The sequence below is a fragment of the Dyadobacter psychrotolerans genome (assembly GCF_004349265.1).
GTDB classification, from domain to species: domain Bacteria; phylum Bacteroidota; class Bacteroidia; order Cytophagales; family Spirosomataceae; genus Dyadobacter; species Dyadobacter psychrotolerans.
This window is the reverse complement of record NZ_SMFL01000005.1, coordinates 476,360-491,712: the sequence shown is the minus strand read 5'-3', so window position 1 is coordinate 491,712 and position 15,353 is coordinate 476,360. Positions and strand designations below refer to the sequence as shown.

General features: G+C 43.1%; 13 protein-coding genes. 10 read left to right on the top strand and 3 right to left on the bottom strand.

Annotated elements, in window-relative coordinates:
* The first annotated feature begins 50 nt into the window (after window positions 1–50).
* The 6 genes from E0F88_RS16400 to E0F88_RS16380 all read left to right on the top strand — a co-directional run bounded on the left by E0F88_RS16400 (window position 51) and on the right by E0F88_RS16380 (window position 4,757).
* Entirely contained in the window at window positions 51–851 is an 801-nt protein-coding gene (locus E0F88_RS16400; protein WP_131959350.1) for a LytR/AlgR family response regulator transcription factor, read from the top strand.
* Complete coding sequence (locus tag E0F88_RS16395) at window positions 844–2,013, top strand: sensor histidine kinase (protein ID WP_131959349.1); 1,170 nt, start codon at window positions 844–846, stop codon at window positions 2,011–2,013. The genes E0F88_RS16400 and E0F88_RS16395 overlap by 8 nt, the downstream gene beginning before the upstream one ends.
* Window positions 2,014–2,105: 92 nt before the next feature.
* The gene (locus tag E0F88_RS33715) at window positions 2,106–2,252 is read left to right on the top strand and encodes a hypothetical protein (protein ID WP_165940088.1); all 147 of its coding nucleotides are present in this window, start codon (window positions 2,106–2,108) and stop codon (window positions 2,250–2,252) included.
* A 236-nt stretch (window positions 2,253–2,488) separates the two neighbouring features.
* Window positions 2,489–3,691 carry a hypothetical protein gene (locus E0F88_RS16390; protein ID WP_131959348.1) on the top strand — a complete coding sequence of 401 codons (1,203 nt, stop codon included), beginning with the start codon at window positions 2,489–2,491 and terminating at the stop codon, window positions 3,689–3,691.
* The gene (locus E0F88_RS16385; RefSeq protein ID WP_131959347.1) at window positions 3,673–4,269 is read left to right on the top strand and encodes a Crp/Fnr family transcriptional regulator; all 597 of its coding nucleotides are present in this window, start codon (window positions 3,673–3,675) and stop codon (window positions 4,267–4,269) included. The genes E0F88_RS16390 and E0F88_RS16385 overlap by 19 nt, the downstream gene beginning before the upstream one ends.
* A gap of 203 nt (window positions 4,270–4,472) precedes the next feature.
* A complete protein-coding gene (locus tag E0F88_RS16380) occupies window positions 4,473–4,757 on the top strand; it encodes a DUF6520 family protein (RefSeq protein ID WP_131959346.1) in 285 nt (94 codons plus the stop codon).
* Between the two features lie 44 nt (window positions 4,758–4,801).
* Here the strand turns inward: E0F88_RS16380 and E0F88_RS16375 are convergent, their stop codons facing one another.
* From E0F88_RS16375 to E0F88_RS16365, 3 genes are read right to left on the bottom strand one after another with little or no spacing between them, the layout of a single operon-like run.
* Window positions 4,802–6,310, bottom strand: a complete 1,509-nt coding sequence (locus E0F88_RS16375) for a TlpA family protein disulfide reductase (RefSeq protein WP_165940086.1) — start codon at window positions 6,308–6,310, stop codon at window positions 4,802–4,804.
* 19 nt (window positions 6,311–6,329) lie between these two features.
* Window positions 6,330–7,739: a RagB/SusD family nutrient uptake outer membrane protein gene (locus tag E0F88_RS16370; RefSeq protein ID WP_131959344.1), complete on the bottom strand. Its 1,410-nt coding sequence runs from the start codon at window positions 7,737–7,739 to the stop codon at window positions 6,330–6,332.
* 19 nt (window positions 7,740–7,758) lie between these two features.
* The gene (locus E0F88_RS16365; RefSeq protein ID WP_165940085.1) at window positions 7,759–11,055 is read right to left on the bottom strand and encodes a SusC/RagA family TonB-linked outer membrane protein; all 3,297 of its coding nucleotides are present in this window, start codon (window positions 11,053–11,055) and stop codon (window positions 7,759–7,761) included.
* 1,278 nt (window positions 11,056–12,333) lie between these two features.
* Here E0F88_RS16365 and E0F88_RS16355 point away from each other — a divergent pair.
* From E0F88_RS16355 to E0F88_RS16340, 4 genes are all read left to right on the top strand, one after another.
* Window positions 12,334–13,206 carry a pPIWI-associating nuclease domain-containing protein gene (locus E0F88_RS16355; RefSeq protein ID WP_131959341.1) on the top strand — a complete coding sequence of 291 codons (873 nt, stop codon included), beginning with the start codon at window positions 12,334–12,336 and terminating at the stop codon, window positions 13,204–13,206.
* Window positions 13,207–13,387: 181 nt separating this feature from the next.
* Entirely contained in the window at window positions 13,388–13,672 is a 285-nt protein-coding gene (locus tag E0F88_RS16350) for a transposase (protein WP_131959340.1), read from the top strand.
* Window positions 13,673–13,677: 5 nt separating this feature from the next.
* Entirely contained in the window at window positions 13,678–14,508 is an 831-nt protein-coding gene (locus E0F88_RS16345) for an IS3 family transposase (protein ID WP_165940084.1), read from the top strand.
* Window positions 14,509–14,794: 286 nt separating this feature from the next.
* Complete coding sequence (locus tag E0F88_RS16340; protein ID WP_131959338.1) at window positions 14,795–15,274, top strand: hypothetical protein; 480 nt, start codon at window positions 14,795–14,797, stop codon at window positions 15,272–15,274.
* Window positions 15,275–15,353 lie beyond the last annotated feature (79 nt).

Below are 15,353 nucleotides of genomic sequence, written 5' to 3'. Positions count from 1 at the left end.
CCTCCTTCTATCTGATTGAATGTTATTCACTCTCATAACACCAATTGACAATGGAAGATCAAATGAAAAATGCGGTCACCTGCATGATCGTTGATGACGAAAAACCTGCCCATCAGGTTTTAAACCAGTACATAGACCGGGTTCCCGGTCTATCCCCTATTGAAGGTGCATACCTGGGTTTAGATGCACTTGACAAGATTCCGATATTAAAGCCCGACATTCTTTTTCTCGATGTCGAAATGCCTGATCTGAGCGGGCTCAGAGTGTTGGATCTTTTAAAGACGCTGACTGCTTCTGTGATTCTCACCACAGCACACCAGAATTTTGCTGTCGATGGGTATGGCTATGCGGTCAAAGGGTTCCTTTTAAAACCCATTTATTTCGAAGAGTTCATTTCCACAGTTTACCGGGTCAGACAGCAGCGTGAAATCATAAATAATTCCGCGTTTATGCCGGTTCAGCCCGTTTTAACTGGTTTTGAGATTGATCTTGAAAGCGGCGACGATTCTCAGGGAAAATTTCCAGTTTTTCACAAAGACACCATGATTGTTAAGGTGGACGGACGGATCGTTCAGATTCCTTATGCCGACGTAACCTTTGTGGAAGGCGCAAAAAATTATGTAAAAATATATATCGGGGACATTGTCCGGTATTGCCGGATCCCGATTTCAGTCATGATGAGTCGTCTTCCCAGCTCACTTTTCATTACCACCAACCGCTCGTTTATAGTGAACCGTCTGGCCTTTATTGAAATGGAGGGTAACGAAATGTTGATGAACAACAACTACCGCGTCAAAGTATCCAAAGATTTAAGAGCACTTGTGCTGGCTAAACTTACTTTCAATGGATGACAGACGCTACCGCTTTTTAAGCATCAGGTTCCGCTATGAAGATGAGCCACTGAGTCAAAAAATCCTGCTGCACGGGATTTTCTGGCTGCTGTTTGTGGCTTCGCACCTGCTTTACTTTGTACCCGCTTTTAGAAGCGAGCTGTTATCAGCTCCACTCAGGATGGCGTACCTTCTTCATTATTTAAGAATGATACCCATTTTTTATTGTTATGAGTGGATATTTAACTTTTTAAAAAAGCGGGTAAGGCCATTTTCCCTTTATGCACTCAGCCTTCTCTCATCGCTGATTTTAATGCATATCGTTACGACGCTTAACTTTCTTTTGATCGATTATTTATACGGGCTAAGGAATTTATCTCCCGTGTTTTATGGCATAGGTAGTTTATATATCCAGCAAATGGCTTTCGATAAAAGCGCCGATTTTTTGATCTTCTCTTATGATATGATGGAAATGCAGCTGCTGTTTCTTCCGCTCGGATTAAAGATGGCAAAATACGGCAACCGGCAAAATGCGCTAAAACTCAGTGCAGAAAATGAGGTCATCCGCGCGGAACTAAAAAACCTTAGAGCCACCCTGGCTCCGCATTTAATTTACAATATGATCAATGCAGCTTACGCGCAGGTAGAACCGGTTTCCAAGCAGTCCGCCTTCTACATTCGAAAGCTTTCGGATCTGCTTCGCCATAATGTCTATGACACAAGAAATGAATCCATTCCTTTGCAAGACGAGCTGTACAGCATCCAAAGTTATCTGGAACTTGAAAAAATGCGAAGAGGGATCTGCCCAGAAGTAACTTTCCAGCAGCAAGGCATAATCAAGCCTGAGCAGAAAATTCTTTCTCTGATTCTTTTTACGCTGACAGAGAATGCCTTTAAACATTCCGTGGGAAGTCCACTTGATGATAACTGGATTAAGATCGGATTAAGTGCCGAAGAAAAAGGGGTTAGGTTTCAGATCAGTAACAGCAAACCGGTTAACTCGACAGCTGTCAGACAGCAGAAATATTCCGGAATCGGTCTCGTAAACATTGAGAGAATCCTGGAACATAATTTTGCCGGACGATACAAGCTTCAAAGCAAAAATTTAGAACGAAGTTTTGAAATGGAGCTTTACATGCCATTCGTCCCGGATCATAGGGACGAACTTGGCATTCCAACCTGATACCAGCCGCTTAATACCAATGGTTTTTAAATCAGGGCTGTGAAATATTGTTTTGGGAAGTTGAAAATAAATCTACCCACCAAAACAACTCAATGATGAAAAAGGACCTGAAAATCAAAAAGTATCCTGTTGCATTTTACACAGGGAGCATCTGGCTGGATCAGCCAGCCCTCAGAAATCTGGATGGTATTACAACCTGCACCATTATTAGTACGATTCTAAAACAAGGCAAACGTTAAAACAGCAAGACCCATGGCAAAATTGGCTATGGGTCTTGTTGTTTCTGTCTACTAAATCGGATCTGAAATCAATATTGTATCCTTTTTCGTCCCAAAAAAGAGTGCTTTGTCCCTGGATTTAGTGGTTTCAAACCAAAAACTAGGACCTTAAAGATTACCTCAGGATTTTGTGCTTCCTGTGCAAAGTCATATCCCTTCTCGCTGATAAAATTTATTTATTAAACACTCAGCGTATTATGCAAGAAAAAAAGTACACGCTCGAATGGCTTGACCTGATCATCACCTTCACATTGGATCCATCCAAAACCAATGTTGATGCTTTGGGACAAAAAGAAGCCGAAACGATAATTGCCAAGGCGGTTTCTGAAATCCACAAAAACAAAACGTTTCTCAAGCAGCAGACATTTACAGTATCAAGTAAACGCAAAATCCAGCACCTGATCAAACAACACCACAGTACGCTGGTGATCCTTTTGGATCAGGCCTGTGAAAATGCGTTGAAACTAACGAGCTCAAATCCTGTCATGATCAGTACCATTCAAACCATCATTGGATGCGTCGATGAGCTATTGACTTTTATTGAAAACCATTTCTGGGAATATATCAGTTTGGACGAGCGTGTCCCGGCCGCCTACCTGACCCAGATCAAAAAGGAAGTGGCCCATAGAATTGACTCTATCCGCCCAGGTTTGATTCAAAGGGTCGGAAATAAAAACCTGACTGATATTCTGCTGGGTGTGCTTAATAATTTCAACGCCGAGAATCAGAACCGCCCTATTTCACTTCGTGAAGTATTCTATAAAAAAGAAGTGATCAAAGGGCTTGAAAAAATAAATGATATCAAAGAGGAGGATAAGGTACACGATGCCGTGATTGAGCTTTTGGTCTATCTGAATTTCAACAGCCGGTCTTTCATGAATTATTACACCCAGAAGCTCGCCCAGAAAATAAATGCCTATGGCCCAATCCGCGACAAGATGAGACAGCTTCTTCTATGCTATAAAGAATTCAACCAGATGCACCGCAAACCTGGGGTAAAACTAAACCCTAACTATGCGGATGTAAAAAAAGTGATCGGCAACTGGTTTGCCCAGGAGATCATGTATCTGGAAAAGAAACACCAATGGGATGTGAATCCTTTGCAGGATTACAGCCCGCCCTCACCAGCTGGCACGCTTTCCGAACGATTCAAGATACTTTGCTTTTTGTCTGTTGACCAGATCGGACTTCTATTCAGGGCGATGGATTCGCTTCGGATCCTGAAAGCCCGCTCGCTAAACCTGGTCTACCAAAGTATTACCCCCTATTTGTCTACGCCAAGAAAGCAGGATATTTCCTGGGAAAGTATGCGTAACAAATCCTATTCGGTCGAGCAGCGCGACAAGGAAATTTTAATAAAGACATTGGAAAGTGTCATTGAATGGATCAAAGAATACTAAGCATACCCAATATGGACACCAAAAAGTTGAACGAATACCTCTCTGCACTAACACCGCTAAGTAGTGAGTTTAAAAACTATCTTCACAAAACAGTGATCCGGCAAGATTTTCCCAAGGGAACAACGCTGCTGAAAAGCGGAGAAAAATTCAGCCAGACCTTCTTTGTGCTGGCTGGCCTTATCAAGTCCAGATATTTTGATGAAGATGGCAAACAGGTTGTAACCCGGTTTTGGAAAGAAAATGAGATTGTGCTTCCCAAAGGCGGGTTCATGGAAAACATGGAATCATTGGAAGACATCGTTCTTTTGGAGGATTGCCAACTACTGGCCATTCATAATAAGCAGATTGAATTTGCCTATCACGCATTCAGCGAGACATACAAGCTCAGCCGGAAAATCCATTTCAAGGACAGCAGAAAACAGTACCAGCGTGCAGCGCTTTTGGTACTCCCGGCTGTTAAAGCCTACCCAGCCTTCTGTCAGCTTTTTCCTTGTAACAGAATCCTTCTCCAGGACATTGCCTATTTTCTAAACATCCGTCCCTATACCCTTAGCAGGATACGGGCAAAAAGAAAATAGCTTCCGGGTTCACTTCTTGCCTTTTGTGCAGTATCCCGGCTTTACCAGCTGGTAATTTTAAGCATCAATGTCTGGTAAGCTATTAACCGGACACCAGACATAACCCGCTTAAAGATATTCCATTGCGCAAGGTGAATCAGGAGAAAGCCGAAAACCTGTAAGATAGTAGGCGTATTAATTAACAGTTTACTCAAAGTACGATTATGAAAACAAGAAAATTCATTTTCCCCGTTTTGGCAGCTATGATTGCTGTGGGTGCCGCTTTTGCAACAAGCGAAAAAGCAACCGGAAAAAGTAAACCGGTACTCGCTACATTCAATGTAGACAGTGAGGATGCCACATCTTATCATGTAACCTCCGTGCAGGATCCTGATTGCGGCAATGGTAATGATGTGACTTGCAAAATTTCCAGCACTGCCACACCGGATGCAAACAACCGGATTTTAAAAACACAGGCAACTGCCACTGATTGGAGAAGTGCTGATTAATGATTGAAATCAGGGAATTCCATGAAAGGAATTCCCTGAAATGCTTACTTCTTTTCTATCGCTGCCCGAAGGACCCTGGTAAGATTATCAGGGTCTCTTTTTGCAAGCTCTTCTGTATTAAATGCCATGATTTTACCCTGGCGGTCAATCAAAAGAAATGAAGGGTAGCTATTAAACTTGTAGTGCTCTATCGCAGGATGTTTATCGCCTTTGCCCTCGGTGAAAAGATTTACGGACTGCTGTGAAACATACTTGCCGCTTTTAATGCTTTTAAGCCAGAGAGCCTTTCCGGTATCTGTACTAATGGTCACAAAGGCAATATCCCTGGGATCAAAAAGATGCTCGATCTTCGAAAGCACTTTCTGATAATAACCCGTGCACCCTCCACAGCCCGTAAACCAGAAGTCAACAAAGACAAATTTCCCCCTAAAGTCTTCCAGTTTCACATATTTACCTGTCTGGTCAGGCAGCTTGAACGGGAAAGGCTCTATTCCGCTCTTTCGCATTTTTAACTTTTCCAGCCGCATCCGGCTCGCCGGGTCACGGGCAAACGCCAGGGCGCTGTCAAGTAGTACATTGAAATTGGCAGAGGCTTTTCCTTCAAGCGCCAGTGTGACGACCCTGTCTTTTGTTACACTGCGGTAATCAGCCATCAAACTTTCTATAATCCGATCTGTATTACTATCTCCATGCACCAGAAAGTCTGCAAAAGCAGCCTTCTGGTTTAAAAAATTTACGTACTCGACACTATTGGGATCTTCTGACCCCGAAAAATGTTCTGCCAGACTTTGCTCATACTTTTTCAAAAACTGCTGCCGTGCCTGCTGATTACCTTTGATATTCTTCTCAAAGAAATAGCGCATGTGTCGAAACCGCGCACCAGCGTCCCGGTAAAAAAATTCTGCTTTGATTACACCATAGTAAAATTCATCCAAGCTGGCTTTGTAGTGCTCTACAACCGGAACAGCCGCTTTGATCCGGTTAACACATACATCATTGTATTGAAAATTATCGGTAAAGGGATGTTCAAAAAATCCGTAGACAAAATCCTGATGAAAGTATGCCGAATCAACTTTGAAACGAATGTTATTCTTCAAGGCACCTCTGCCGGAAAAACTGTAATGAAAATCATAATTGGGTGATATTTGGTTTCTTCCGCTGGAAGCATATTTCTTTACGTCGACAACGAGCTGGTCCCCGGCATCCCAGAAAAAATTGTTGATCAGGGCATTCATGGTCTTCATTTTACCATTTGGGATCAAATTCGTATCCAGATCAAACCTCTTGGACACCGTAAACCTTCCGCTGGGCTGCTGAACAGGGACCTTAAAATGACAGGTTCCATCACGACCAACAACGCTTTTGATCAGATTGGAATTTAAATCTCCCATAAAACTAAAAAAATAAGGGTTGCAGCTTAAATAGAGGGTATCTCCCGGTTGGTTCGGCGCAAAGCGCACTGTAATATCAATTGTGGATTGTTTTACTGGCTGCCCCATTGCCAGGGCAATCCCTGACAGCAAAGCCATACTAAACATCATTGCCTTTTTCATTGACCTTGTTTTTAGTTGATTATCGGTTGTTTTGCTGCACATTACTAAGCTGTATCTCCTGATCCGGGAGGGGAAAAACGTATTTGTTGACATTGGGTAACAGCTCAAATTTCTCTCCTTTAACCGTGCGCACCAGCGTTTTGGCAAATGCCGGATCCTGGTTTAACCGGCGAAGATCCTCCCAACGCAGCTGACCTGTAAAAGGCAGCTCTTTCCGCCGCTCAGCCAGAATTGCTGTCAGCAGCTGCTGGTCACCAGTCTGCATTTTTTGATAGCTGCCGGTTTTATATCTTTTTAGCAAAAGTCCATCGAGCAGGTCCTTGGCTTTCTGACTTTGACCGGTACGTGCCAGCGACTCAGCCTGAACCAGCAGTATCTCGTTGACGGAAAGGCCTGAGAAATTGTAATTTGCACCCGTGTAGGAACCGGTAAATTTGGCAAGGCCGCTGCTGTTCACTTTGAAAAAAAGCGACTTTCTAAGATCATCTTTATGATACGATTTAAATAGCGCGGTATCGGCAAAACCAACCGTATTAACCGGCCAAAGTGACGCCAGGGTTTGCCCATAAGCGTAAAAAATAATCTCCTGATTTGCATGCTGGTTGCTGTAAGCCGGAAAAACGAAGGTTGCCGCCGGTTTAATAGTCGTGCTGTTAAAGTCCAGGATCGGTGGATTTTCTCCCAAAGACAGTGCTGAAACCTCTGCGGCATTTTTATAATCCTGCATCGAAAGGTAGATCTTCGAGAGCAGTGCAAGTGCCGCAGCCCTTGATGGGCGTGTGGTAAACTGCTGTTTTTGTGGCAAGAGCGCGGCGGCCTGCTTTAAATCAGCAATCATGAATGCGTAGGTTTCTTTAACGCTGGAACGCTTGGTTTTCTCGTTGGGATCTGAGCTCGTTTTCAATTGGAGTCCCAGGTCTTGCGCCGCGGTTGCGGGCTGATAAGGTTTACAAAAAAGCTGGGACAAGTTGTAAAGCGACATGGCCCGGTGAAACAGGGCCTGCCCTTTGATGTTATCAGCCTGCGTTTTTTGCGACTGCGAAGCGGCCAGATTCACCAGGGCATCCAAAACGATATTGCAATACTCGGAGACAATATAGGGCTGATTAAAATCAGGTGTTGGTCCTCCCTGATAGATGTCTTTTGCCCAGCTGTAAGCATTCCGCTCGCGCTGACTGACCGAGCCCAGAATGTTATCAGGTAGATACAGATTATCCGTGCCGGTCATTCCCAGCATGGGATAGCCCCGGTTCATGGTATTACTGTTATCAAGTACTGCCTGCAAATCATCCAGGCTTTTGGGGCTTATATCAGATTTATCCCGTTTTACATTCAGCCAGTCGTCCTGAAGCTGGCAACTGCTGATATACAACATCATTAAAACAAACAAAAAAGGAAGGATCGAAAATATCCGGTTTCGGTTTTTCATCGCATAAAAAAATTAATGGTTAGAAATCAGCCCTCAGGCCCACAGACAGTGAAAAGGGTGCTGGCAACATATGCCGCCGCTGCACATTTACATAATCAGGATCAAGCCCCTGTTTGTTGGCCCGCCAGACAATACCCGGATTACTGGCATACAGATAAAGCTGCGCGGATTCAAAAGGCAGGGAGCCCGATGCTTTTCGATTGATTGTATATGCCAATCGGATGTCCTGCAAACGGATATGATCCGCTCTTTCAACCAGTGCCTGCGAATACTGGTAAAATGTATTACGCTGGTTATTGGAAGGATAAACCATGGAGGGAACCTGAGTGCCGAGCTCATCACCCGGCTTTTGCCAGCGGGCATTGTAATCCTGATGCGCGTATCCGGACAATATATCTGTGTAGTTAATCGAGCTGCCCGGTCTTCTAAAATAATATCCGAGCTTATAGACCAGATTAAACGAAAGCGACCAGCGTTGAAAGGTCAGATCGTTACGTAACGACCCAAACCAGGTCGGCACTGCTGAGCCGTGAAATACAAGACTATCCGCACTAAAATTATTGATGATACCGGTATAATTTCTACTGATCTCACCGTTCAGATATCCCTGCGGGTCGCCGGTGGCAGCATCCAGCCCCGCCCATTTATAGCTAAAAATACTATACAACGGTTTGCCGACCATACCGACACGCCCGCCACTGCTCCCCTGGATGCTTCCCGAGCTAAGTTTGGCATCATACTTTGTAATCTTATCCGCCAGATGGCTTACCAACAAGGTGGTCGACCAGCCCAGGCTGCCTGTCAGATTATTACTTTTTAAAGTAAGGTCTATCCCGTTGGTTGCTGTTGCGGCCGAATTCCCGTAGAAAAAGTTAAACCCGGCTGATGGAGCAATCGCCTGGTTCTGGATCAGGTCCGCTCCCTTTTTGTTATAATATTCGATGCTGCCGCTCAGACGGTCTTTCACAAGTCCGAAATCAATACCCACATTCGCTGTCTTTATCGTTTCCCATTTAAGCTCAGGGTTCGGGGCGGTCAGGTTATTAATAAATAGCGCCCCGGTCAGATCACTGGCCAGATAGGTACCCCTGACGTAGACAGACCCCTGATAGACATTGCCACTGGTTCCGTACGAAGCACGCATCCGCAGATACGGAAGCCAGCTTAGGTGATAGAATTTTTCGCTGGAAATATCCCAGCTGCCGCCAGCTGACCACAGCGGCGTGATCCGGTCATTGGTTTTAGCCCCAAAGATGTTGGCTCCATCACGCCTGCCGCTCAGCGTCAGTGTGTAGCGGTGATCATAACTGTAAGACCCGTTAAAATAATACGATATAAACCGGTTTGTAAAACCCGAAATATTGCCGTCAGGGTAAGGGATCAAAGCGGTACCTGCCGGATTGGTTGGCAGGTACTCCGAAAAATTCAGGTTATTGACCGAGATCCCTGTTTCATCCAGATATCCATACGATATCCTGTTAAAACCAGTCGTTTTAAGCGCTCTGAGCTCAGCTCCGGCAATCGCATTGACTGCGTGCCTTCCGGCGAAGGTCTTATCAAAGTTCAGCTGGCTTCTGAGATTATTGGCGTTGAACTCAGCCTGATTAAGTTCTAAGACCCCTCCCTTTGGTAGCGGATAGGTAAATGCTGCTGATGAGTCCACAGCAGAAAACCGGTTGATCAGATCCCTGGCATAATAGGTCTGCTGGCTATGATAATTTCGGCCTGCGATGGATTGCTTTTCGTTCTGATACTGAATTTCAGCGCTCAGATGCTTACTAAAACTATACGAAACAGCTGCCTTTAAAAGCAGGTTGGACGACCGGACTGAGTTGTCGGCAAGTGCAATTTCATCGAGTGGCCTGTATTTCCAATCTAAAAACCCTTGCTCTTCCGTGCTGTTCAGGTACGTATCACTATAATTTTTCACAATAGCCAGCGGACTGCCATCCTGACCAGCGAGCCTCGCATACGGGAACAGATCCGTATAACTGCCACCAACCGTTAAAGAGCCGTACTGGTTTTGATAGTTATTCTCAGTCGTTTTATTTGTACTGTAATTGATCCCGGCAGTTAAACGGAGCCCCTTCACCGGTGTGTAGGTATTTAAAGAATTCAGGGTAAAACGGTGGTATCCATTCCGTTTGACAGAGGAAATATTCTTGTCATAGCCAGCCGACAAATGATAGGTCGCATGATTTGTCCCGCCCCGAAGACCAAGCGAATACTGCTGGTTGATTGCCTTTTGATAGATGTACTTTTCAAAATCACTCCTCAGATCAGTGTTTCTTAACGCATCAAGCTGGGTATTAACCTGCTGTGGCGTGAGTAATCCCGCCTTTCCATCCGCCATGATTTGCACCGCAGGGGAAACAGGTGGCCGGTTGGAGCTGTTAGAAAGATCCGCATCAAAATACCCTTTGGAGAAAAGATACTGCTCAGCGTCAATGTATCCCGGCGATGAAAGAAAACTTTTGTCATAGCCCAGATCAGGCTTATTAATAATGGTAAGATTGGAATTAAATTCAACTTTAAGCGGCTGGTTCGCCCTACCCTTTTTGGTCACGATGACAATCACGCCATTGCCAGCCCGCGCGCCCCATATAGAAGCCGCAGCCGCATCTTTTAAGATGGTCACCGATTCGATGTCATTGGGATTTATGTTATCCAGGTTTCCCTCAAAGGGAAAATTATCCAAAACGATCAGCGGGTCACGGCTCACCTGGGTGCCATCGGCAAGCGTACTCTCCCCTCGGATTCTGATGCCCAGGTTCCTTCCGAGTGGATTGGCATTGGTGGCATTGGAAGTAATCCCGGTAAACTGCATGCCGCTTGTGATTCCGTTAAGCCGGTCAAGAATATTGGTCGATACGCTCCGGCTGACAAGCGCGTTATCAACCTGCACAAAAGAGCCGGTCGCCCTTTCTTTGGGAATACTTTGATACCCGGTCACAGAAACTTCATTGATGAGCGCTACATGAGGCTGCAAAGCAAAGACAAGCTCCTTTTGAAGCGGTAAATGAAGCAGTGTATCAACCGAACGGTATCCGATAAATGATACGATCAGATTGGGTTTCCCACCCTGAGAAGGTATAGAGAAAAACCCTCCCGCATCTGTGGTGGTTCCCTGAAAGCTGCCACGCAGCTGAATGGTTGCGCCCGTCAAAGGCTCGCCATTTTCAGCCGCAACGACCTTTCCTTTAATATACCTGGACTGTGCCAGAAGCGGGTTAAACGCTCCGGAAAGAATCGACATTACCAGTAGATGAAAAAGAATATGCAATACTTTGCCTGAGGAGCAATAAAATATTTTCATTGCAACAGTAGTTATGGAGTGAAAAATGAGCATGCCGGTCTCCTTCACCCGGAAGGATAGCATGAAAATCAAAGAAGTAGCAAAGCCCTACTCCGGATTACGGATGATCAGCTGAAAGATATCATTAGTGAATGCACGCATGGATTACTGTTTAAAGGTATCACATGGAACTGAAAGGGAAATCGGAACGTAACGCTCCCACTCGACTTTTGAAAAGAAGCATAACCCAAGGAAGCGTAAAAACACCGCTATTCTGGTGGGCAAATGACAAGGGAAAGAATCGGGTTCATAACTAAAGTTACCAGTTTTGCCTCAAACAAGAAGCGTGAACAATAGCATTATGGTGAGTTTCATTATTGTTGCGGCAGCTAATGAACGCCTAAAAGGCGTGGAACTCACCTATTTCATTGGAGGTACTGGTATACCCTGGAACTAATAAGCAAACCCACGCCTAGGTCGTGAGCTATTCTACTTATTGTCCCGTTCCAAAAATTACCAGTTTTCCAACGTGAGACGCTAAGCGAATGCTTCAATTTCTTTGTGAAGTTTCGCAGTTTTTATAAAATCATCAGTGTTATTTCTGATTTTACAAATATACAAATTAAATAATTAATGGTACATGTACCATTGTAAAAAAATATAAATATCTGGCTATTTGTGAAAAATACGACGTGGAATCACAAATAGAGCTGTTTATAATCGAAAAAGTGAAGGCAAAACGAATAGAGTTAGGCCTTTCGCAATTAGCATTATCTCTTAGAATGGAGATGAATGACAGTTTTGTATCCCATGTTGAGTCTCCAAAAAAAAGAGCCAAGTATAATATCAATCATATTAATATCTTAGCAAAGGTATTAAATTGCTCTCCAAAGGATTTTCTGCCAGAATTTCCATTTTAGCGAACAAACAATAGGCTCAACACTTTTCACCTAGTGATAATCAGCAATTTGCTACTATGCTAATGTTAGCAAATGAGGCTATCGTAAAGACAGTATAACATTAAAATATTTTGAGGTTCAACTAAACCATACTAATATTGGCCCACCTCTTTTCAATTTTGGGTTTTCATCTGCGATGCAATTTTTACAAAAATTTTAGAATTAACTCAGAGCGCCATCAATTGCGTATTCGGTAAATTTCATTTGGATAAATAATTAAGTTGATAGGAGTTATTTCAATATATTATTTTCAAAGATGAACCATAAGTATTGAAAATCGATTATACATATCCCCTCTATACCCAATCAAAGAAATTTACATAATATAACCATATTTAAAATGAGTAAAAAACAAATTTTAAAAGATAGATTTAAGGATCTTCTTACATCGGATTTTCAGCGAGAATTACTTGACTCTGCTTTAACAAACCTATTCGAGACCTCTAACAAGTTAAGGTTCAACAATTTTTCCTATGTTATTCGCGAACTTGCAAATTTGATAATTAATGATCTGGCTCCAGAAGCAGAAGTTTTAAAATGTAACTGGTTCACTACTCAAATTGGTAAGGCTAATAAAGTTGTCAGGCGGCAAAAGATTCGGTATGCGCTTTCGGGTGGTTTGTCTGATAAAGTTTTAGACCAAATTGACTTTGATCATACTGAATGCGAAGATGCTTTGTTGGATTCGATAAATATTCTTAACCAGTACACTCACATCAACGAAACTACATTTGGAGCAGCTGATGTTAAAATTGAAGACTTAACTGCTGAGGTTATCAATTCACTTTTTGAATTCTTGGAAGGAATTAAGGAATACAGAGAGTCGTTAGTAAGACTGATTGAGGCCAATTTAAATGAACAGATTTTCAGTCATTGTATTGAAAGTACTTATAGTGAAATCGATATTCTGGCATCGAGATCCCGTATTGAAGATGTGGAAGTTAATAACATTACTGTTACCGGAATCAATTTTGATTTTATTACAGCAAATGTCTCAGGATATGTTCACGTTGTTTTAGAATATGGATACAGGAACGATTCCGCAGAAATGAACGATTCATTTCCATTTGAATGTACAACACGTGTTGATGTCAAAGACTTTAAAAATATAGAAGTAGATCCCTTGGATATCAATACTGAGAGCTGGTACGACAATGGGGAAGAAGATAAAATCGATTCTTTATCTCAAGATTCGATCAATCCCGTAATCTAACTCATTAAGAGGTTGATGTTTCAGCATATTCATATCTAACAGGTTAAATCGAACAAAGTACAAAGCCGACAGTGCGGCCTGCTTGAAAGTAGGCCGCACTGTCGGCTTTGTCAATAATTATGGATATAATACTCCCTAATATCTGGACAGCTACTTAAATTTTTTAATTTAGTAGTTGACTATGAAAAAGGAACGCAGAAAATTCAGCGCGAGCTTCAAAGCCAAAGTGGCCATTGAAGCCATTAAAGAGATTAGCACCTCACAAGAACTTGCTTCTAAGTATCAAATTCATCCGACGCAAATAACTGCCTGGAAACGGGAGTTCTTGGAGAATGCGGAGTTGGTATTTAGCAAGGAAGCTCCGACAACAAAAGAAGCGGAAAATCCACGAGAAAAAGAGCTGTACACCAAGATTGGGGAACTTCAGGTGCAGCTGGATTTCTTAAAAAAAGTCTTGGGGAAATGACGGCCATGGAGAAACGCGAACTCATTTCCCCGGAATATAGCGATCTGAGCGTTTCAGCCCAATGTAAACTAGTTGGTTTACAAAGGAGCAGCTATTATTTCAAGCCTAAAGGAGAACCTATTCTCAATCAAAAGATTATGAAAGCCATAGATCGAAAATTCATGGATTGTCCATTTTATGGCGTTGAACGTATGACCGATCATTTGTGCAGTTTAGGGTATCATGTAGGGTTAAAACGGGTACGAAGGCTTTACAAGATCATGAATTTGCGCACGATTTATCCAAAGCGTAACCTAAGTAAGGCCAGAGCGACCGATTATAAATATCCATATCTGTTGAAAGGCTTGAAAATAGAGCGACCTAATCAGGTCTGGCAGGCCGATATTACTTATATCCCTATGTTCCGAGGCTTCATGTACATGTTCGCAATTATTGATGTATATAGCCGTAGGATTGTTGGATGGAGTATATCTAATACTATGAGTATGGAATGGTGCAGAGAAACACTGTCGGACACAATTCGAACCGAAGGGCAACCGGAAATCTTCAATACAGATCAGGGTAGCCAGTTCACAAGCCCAAATTTTATTAATCCGCTGCTGGATATAGGTATAAAGATATCAATGGATGGAAAAGGAAGAGCACTTGATAATGTTTTTATAGAGCGTTTTTGGAGGTCATTAAAACAGGAATACGTATATCTTAATCCTCCAAATGGTGGTATGGATCTGTATCGAGGAATAAAAGCATACGTGGAATTCTACAATTATCGGCGTAAACACACAGGCACGGGATATATCCCCCATGACCGATTTTTTGAAGCAAAAGCATCTTAAAACTTAATATTAATCGCTGGCTGTCCAGTGAATGGGGAGTATTTCAGGAAATATTAAATCCAATAAATATTTAGCACTCCATTTCTTTTAACTGAACAGACAAAAAACCTAGCTACAACAAAAATTTCTAAATACATAAAAGGTCAAAAAAGGGTCAACAAAAGTTTAACTTTTTTGCAACCCCATTCCCCGGTTTACTTTGCAACATAGAATTTAATCCCCGGAAGCGGAAGCAGATCTCAACTTCCGTCTGACAATCAAGCAAAGAAATTAAACCAAAACGACCATGTACATCGATAGTCCCTGGACCACCTACGCCGCTGTGCTCAGCCCTTTAACGCTTGGTTACTATATTTTTATCAGCTACAAATTCTACCGGCAGGATCTCAGGTCCGTTTTTTCCGGAAAACAGAATCGGCCTGTTAAAAAGCCACCAAGACCGGCGCCAAGTATTTCAGTGATAGAACAGCAGTCAGAACCCGGGCATGTGGAACAGGAAACTACCGAAGCTACCCTGCCTGACGAAGAAACCTTCCAAAACGTTATGGCGCTGACTGCACATCTTAGGGATGCGATCGAGGAAGCCCACGAAAAGCAATATAGTAAAAACGATCTGGTCCTTTTGATCCAGATGCTTCTAAAAGACTATTCTTATTTAAAGGATACGCCCTTCCGCGTTTCGATCAATAACCAGATCGAGGCGGAATGCGCAAAATACGGCTCCATGCTCCTAAGTGAGGATGAAACAGAGGAGTTATGGATTTAGGTTGCCATGGAGCCTGACCGGTGCCGCCCTTTGCTAGCCGGAAAGTAAAGGAAGCGGGCCGGCCGATAAAAAGGCATGT

What these genes read in the sequence shown, in the direction of transcription:
- E0F88_RS16370 (WP_131959344.1), bottom strand. Translation starts at nt 7,739, where the DNA reads ATGAAAAACCGAAACCGGATATTTTCGATCCTTCCTTTTTTGTTTGTT.
- E0F88_RS33715 (WP_165940088.1), top strand. Translation starts at nt 2,106, where the DNA reads ATGATGAAAAAGGACCTGAAAATCAAAAAGTATCCTGTTGCATTTTAC.
- E0F88_RS16365 (WP_165940085.1), bottom strand. Translation starts at nt 11,055, where the DNA reads ATGAAAATATTTTATTGCTCCTCAGGCAAAGTATTGCATATTCTTTTT.
- E0F88_RS16385 (WP_131959347.1), top strand. Translation starts at nt 3,673, where the DNA reads ATGGATCAAAGAATACTAAGCATACCCAATATGGACACCAAAAAGTTG.
- E0F88_RS16380 (WP_131959346.1), top strand. Translation starts at nt 4,473, where the DNA reads ATGAAAACAAGAAAATTCATTTTCCCCGTTTTGGCAGCTATGATTGCT.
- E0F88_RS16390 (WP_131959348.1), top strand. Translation starts at nt 2,489, where the DNA reads ATGCAAGAAAAAAAGTACACGCTCGAATGGCTTGACCTGATCATCACC.
- E0F88_RS16355 (WP_131959341.1), top strand. Translation starts at nt 12,334, where the DNA reads ATGAGTAAAAAACAAATTTTAAAAGATAGATTTAAGGATCTTCTTACA.
- E0F88_RS16400 (WP_131959350.1), top strand. Translation starts at nt 51, where the DNA reads ATGGAAGATCAAATGAAAAATGCGGTCACCTGCATGATCGTTGATGAC.
- E0F88_RS16340 (WP_131959338.1), top strand. Translation starts at nt 14,795, where the DNA reads ATGTACATCGATAGTCCCTGGACCACCTACGCCGCTGTGCTCAGCCCT.
- E0F88_RS16395 (WP_131959349.1), top strand. Translation starts at nt 844, where the DNA reads ATGGATGACAGACGCTACCGCTTTTTAAGCATCAGGTTCCGCTATGAA.
- E0F88_RS16345 (WP_165940084.1), top strand. Translation starts at nt 13,678, where the DNA reads ATGGAGAAACGCGAACTCATTTCCCCGGAATATAGCGATCTGAGCGTT.
- E0F88_RS16375 (WP_165940086.1), bottom strand. Translation starts at nt 6,310, where the DNA reads ATGAAAAAGGCAATGATGTTTAGTATGGCTTTGCTGTCAGGGATTGCC.
- E0F88_RS16350 (WP_131959340.1), top strand. Translation starts at nt 13,388, where the DNA reads ATGAAAAAGGAACGCAGAAAATTCAGCGCGAGCTTCAAAGCCAAAGTG.